This window comes from Coriobacteriia bacterium (assembly GCA_031292615.1).
Lineage (GTDB): Bacteria > Actinomycetota > Coriobacteriia > Anaerosomatales > JAAXUF01 > JARLGT01.
Genome location: JARLGT010000011.1, coordinates 1 through 4,379 on the forward strand (window position 1 = coordinate 1; position 4,379 = coordinate 4,379).

Annotated in this window: 5 protein-coding genes; 3 read left to right on the forward strand and 2 right to left on the reverse strand. The window is 64.8% G+C overall.

Annotation, left to right across the window (positions count from 1 at the left end):
• Positions 1 to 234: 234 nt before the first annotated feature.
• Positions 235 to 1,239, forward strand: a complete 1,005-nt coding sequence (locus tag P4L93_00875; GenBank protein MDR3685505.1) for a hypothetical protein — start codon at positions 235 to 237, stop codon at positions 1,237 to 1,239.
• 66 nt (positions 1,240 to 1,305) lie between these two features.
• Entirely contained in the window at positions 1,306 to 2,064 is a 759-nt protein-coding gene (locus tag P4L93_00880; GenBank protein ID MDR3685506.1) for a potassium channel family protein, read from the forward strand.
• On the opposite strand, the gene P4L93_00885 is transcribed toward P4L93_00880, so the two are convergent.
• A complete protein-coding gene (locus tag P4L93_00885) occupies positions 2,061 to 3,392 on the reverse strand; it encodes a hypothetical protein (protein ID MDR3685507.1) in 1,332 nt (443 codons plus the stop codon). The genes P4L93_00880 and P4L93_00885 overlap by 4 nt on opposite strands.
• Positions 3,393 to 3,622: 230 nt before the next feature.
• Between P4L93_00885 and P4L93_00890 the strand changes: the two genes are divergently transcribed.
• Entirely contained in the window at positions 3,623 to 4,003 is a 381-nt protein-coding gene (locus P4L93_00890) for a phage holin family protein (GenBank protein MDR3685508.1), read from the forward strand.
• A gap of 88 nt (positions 4,004 to 4,091) precedes the next feature.
• On the opposite strand, the gene P4L93_00895 is transcribed toward P4L93_00890, so the two are convergent.
• Positions 4,092 to 4,379: dipeptidase (locus P4L93_00895; GenBank protein ID MDR3685509.1), on the reverse strand; the 288-nt coding region annotated here is incomplete at its 5' end.

A 4,379-nucleotide genomic window follows, 5' to 3' on the forward strand; every position in this document is an offset into this window, starting at 1 on the left:
CAACCCCTCCGAGATCCTGAGTTTCCGGGCACCAAGGCCCTAGTTTCTGGGCTCCTGAGCACCTAGTCGCTAGTTTCTGGCACCCAGGTCCCCAGCCGATGTCACACTTCGCGTCACTTCCGGCCGCTAGCCATAACCCGGCAAAAGGAATCCTCGGCGACTTCCCGGCTGCTCAATCTTGGCCGTCCGCTTGCAGAGGAAGCGTCCTACAATGGCGGGACGTAAAGGAGCCCTGTGAGACTGTCGCTCGAACATGCTCGACGAATCGTAATCGGTGCGGCCGTGATCACTGCGGCTCTGTTCGTGCTGGTCGTTGCCATCGTGCTGTTCGCGCCTCGGGGCACGGCGGCGCGTACCAGCCCAGCCACGCCCGCTCCGACGCCGACTGCCAGCGTCGAGCAGACGTCGGCGCCCATCGCCTCCCCTCTCGTCTCGGCGGGCGGCGCACCGCTCGACGCATACGCCGGCCTTGCAACCTGGGTCGACATCTACGACACGCCCGCGTGGCGTGATCCGGCGGCAGCCATCGCCGACATGTCGCGCCACGGCGTCAAGACGCTCTTCGTCCAGACGTCGCACTACAACATGCGCACGGCGTTCTACAACGCCAAGGCGCTGCGGGAGTTCATCGCCGAGGGCCATGCCCGAGGCATGCGCGTCGTGGCCTGGTACCTGCCCAACATGAAGCCGGGCTCGGTCGACTACGCGCGCGTCAAAGCCGCTGTGAGGCTGAAGACCGCCGACGGCCAGACGTTCGACTCCTTCGCGCTCGACATCGAGTCCAGCGCCATCGGCTCCGAAGCGATGCGCAACCGAGGCCTGAAGCAGCTCTCGGCGAAGATCCGCACGCTTGTTGGCCCCACGTACCCGCTGGGTGCGATCATCCCTTCGCCGGTGGGGCTGCGACGCCCCCACAGCGTCTGGGGCAACTTCCCTTATTCGATGCTACCTCGCTACTACGACATCTTCGTGCCGATGGGCTACTACACGTTCCACGGCCGCGGCGCCAAATCGGCCTACATGGATGCCTCCCAGAACCTGAGCATCCTACGTTCGCAGCCGGGATGCTCCGCTGTGCCTGTCCACCTGATCGGCGGAATCGCCGAGGACTCCTCGACCGGTCAGGTGCAGGGTTTTGCACAGGCAGTACGCGAGGGCGGATGCCTGGGTGCGAGCCTGTACGGCTGGGCCGGCACGAGCTCGGCAGCGTGGCGAGCGATGGCGTCGATTGCTCCTTAGCCGCTGGTCGGGTCGCGAATCGGCTATGCTCTGACCGGGGACGTACCAAGCGCCGAGGAGGTCGGGATGTCAGAGCCAACAGCGAGCACCAGCGATAGTCGGTCCTTGCAGGCGCGCATCCAAGAACCCCAGCTCGATCGCTACGCCCTCGTGTGCGCGTTGATTCTTTCGACGATCCTCTCGACGTCGGTACTTGGCGATGGCGAGATCGGCCTGATCCTCACGCTCGCGCTGATGACCACCACGCTCGTGATAGCACTGCGCACGTCCGATGCGGGCCCGCGCGTGACGCTCGCCGCGACGGCTATCTCCGTGCTTGCGATCGTCGGCATCTGCGTCGCGCTCCTGACCCACAACACGGGGCCGGCCAGACTAGCGTATGGCCTGGCGATGATCGGCATCGTTGGCGTAACGCCTGTGGTCATCGCGCGACGCCTTGCCACTCACACCGTGGTCTCGCTCGACACGGTCATCGGCGCGGCTGCAATCTACCTGCTGATCGGGCTGCTGTTCGCGGTGATCTACAGCACTATCAGCTTCGTGCTGGCGCGCCAGGGGATCCCCGCTGCCGCTCCCGGCTTCTTCGTGGCGTCTCGGCCCATCGAAGCGAGCGACTACGTCTACTACAGCTTCACCACGCTGGCCACGGTCGGGTACGGCGACCTAACGGCTTCGATCGCGCTGGGGCGTCTGCTCTCCGTGTGCGAGGCGCTCATCGGTCAGCTCTACCTCGTCACCATCGTCGCGGTCCTGGTCTCCAACATGGGCAGGAGCCGCCCGCGCAGGGCGGACGGCTCCATTATCTCGCCAACAGAGGAAGACTAGCTGCTCGTCGCCGCATCGTCGGGTGTGACCGTCTCGCTACTCGCCTTCGCGGCTGGGCGTGGACGCCCGAACAGCTGCACGACTCCCAGCCACACGAGCACCGCGACGACAAGCCACACGATCGTCCACACCGTGCTGACCCGGAAGATGACCAGCGCAACGACGGCGGCAATGAGGCCGGCGGCACGCATGCCGGAGCGATGCGCCAGAACCCACTCGCCGAACGAGCCGAAGTCCCAGTCGGGGCCGATGTTGTCGATGCCGTGCGACAGTCCGCCGCGCAGTGCCGTGGCCCAAGCACTCGGCCCTGCCAGCATCGCGCCAATCACAAAGACGACGCCCACGACGGCGAACATCTGCTCGGCATGGATGAGATTGCGGAACACAATCGCATACGCCGTACTGGCCACGGCCTGCGGCATCTGCGCGTACTGAAGCGCCGCTTGCGCGAACGGGAACTGGCCGAAGTAGATGGCCTCGACCGGGAGGAGCGTCACGGCGACAACTCCGATACCCAGCCACAGCACCGCCTTGCGGCGATTGACCGCCAGAGCGACGCCCAACACGAGCAGCGCAAGCGCCGCGAACGGCAGAACGTACGCCGATGTGTTCAGGAACTGGATCGCAGCGCTCGCCTGCGCAAGGGCCGGAGAATCAATCAGCACGATCTCGCGCGAGCTGGATGGCGTCGGCACCGCGTTGACGAAGCCAAGCCCGCTGCTCGTCAGCTGCGCCTTGATCTGATCGACCAGCACGCTTACGTCGAGTGTGACCTTGCCGGCCTGGTTGTTGACTAGGCCCCCCGAGGTCTGAGTAACCGATGCGATGAACGCCTTGTGTGCGAGACGATTCATCTTGTCCCAGAGCTGAGGGAACTGATCGGATCGGACGAACTTTGTTGCGGCATCCTTGACGAAGCCCTGGACAGCATCGGTGATGGGCGTCGCGAGGAACTGCGCGGCCGCCGGCAACGGCTGCAGCGCCTTTGCCACGTAGGCATGAATGTCGACCGCGCCGAACAGCGAGTCCGTCGCCTTGGTAGCGACGTAATCCTGGATGCCCACATCTCGCGCGAGCGGCGCCATCGTCTCCACCCAGCGGTTCTCGTCCATGATGGTGCGGTTGAGCCAGACGGCCGAGATTGCGGCGGAGACCAGGACCACACCCAGGAAGATGCTCAGCCCCGCCAACAAGTTGCGCCAGAATCCGGTTGCCCCGCCTCCATGCATCAAGCGTTGGTTCTCAGCCCTGAGCCGCTCGACCTCCGCCTGCAAGTCGTCGGCGTCTTCGACCACCGGCGCGTCGGGATGAGACTCGACCTCAGTCATGAAACCCTCCCCTAACTTGGGCTGAATACGAGTGCAGACTGACTATCGCGTTCAGCGGATATGCTTGTGACTAGCTATTCCCCTTCATGCCGAATCCCCTGCACATGCCCGTCAACTGCACCCCGCGTGCATTGCCAGAACACCGGGCATGCACCAGACTCGGACTGGATACGTTCGCGGTGGTGGGGCCGCGCTGGTGGGAGGACATTCGCATGTGGTGGAGACTGTTCGTGCGTTGGATCATCACGTCGATTGCCGTCGCCGTCGCGATGCTCGTGGTTCCCGGCATCGGGCACAGCGGCGGTAGCGCGCTTGTCGCGATCGTGCTGACGGCGGCCGTCCTCGGCTTTGCCAACGCGATCATCCGGCCGATTCTCAAGTTCCTGTCTTGCGGGTGCATCATTGCCACGCTCGGCCTGTTCGTTCTGGTCATCAACGCCGTGGTCCTTTGGGGCGCGGCGTGGGTGTCGACAAACTGGTTCCACACGGGCTTCTACGTCGAGGGCTTCTGGCCGGCGTTCTGGGGCGCAATCGTCGTGAGCATCGTCTCGTTCTTACTCTCGGTGTTCCTGCCGGACCCCGATCAAGACGCGCAACCGCGCCGGTCCTAGCGGCGCGTTAGAACAGCGAAAGGCCCGAAACGCTCCCGCGTCTCGGGCCTTTCGCTCTGCCGTTCCCGGTGAAGGAGACGCTCAGCCTTCAGTTGCCGGTGCCCATTTCGCCGAGAATACGCATTAAGTTGGCCTGCGCTCCGATGCATCTTGCGATCTCGTCGAGCTCCACGCTCTCGTTGGCACCGTGGATGCGGGCCTCGGCCATGTCCTCGGCTCCCCACAAGACGAACTCGGCGTTGGGCGCTGCCTTGGCCAGCGTCCCGAGCAGCGGAATCGAACCCCCGCTGCCGGCCTCGCTCGGCTCGACGCCGAACGCTTCGTGCATCGCTCGGCGCGCCGCTGCGTAGCCGGGACCGTCGGTCTTGGCGACGAA

Excerpts from the sequence above, each read along its gene's own strand:
- P4L93_00880 (MDR3685506.1), top strand. The coding sequence starts at position 1,306 with ATGTCAGAGCCAACAGCGAGCACCAGCGATAGTCGGTCCTTGCAGGCG.
- P4L93_00885 (MDR3685507.1), bottom strand. The coding sequence starts at position 3,392 with ATGACTGAGGTCGAGTCTCATCCCGACGCGCCGGTGGTCGAAGACGCC.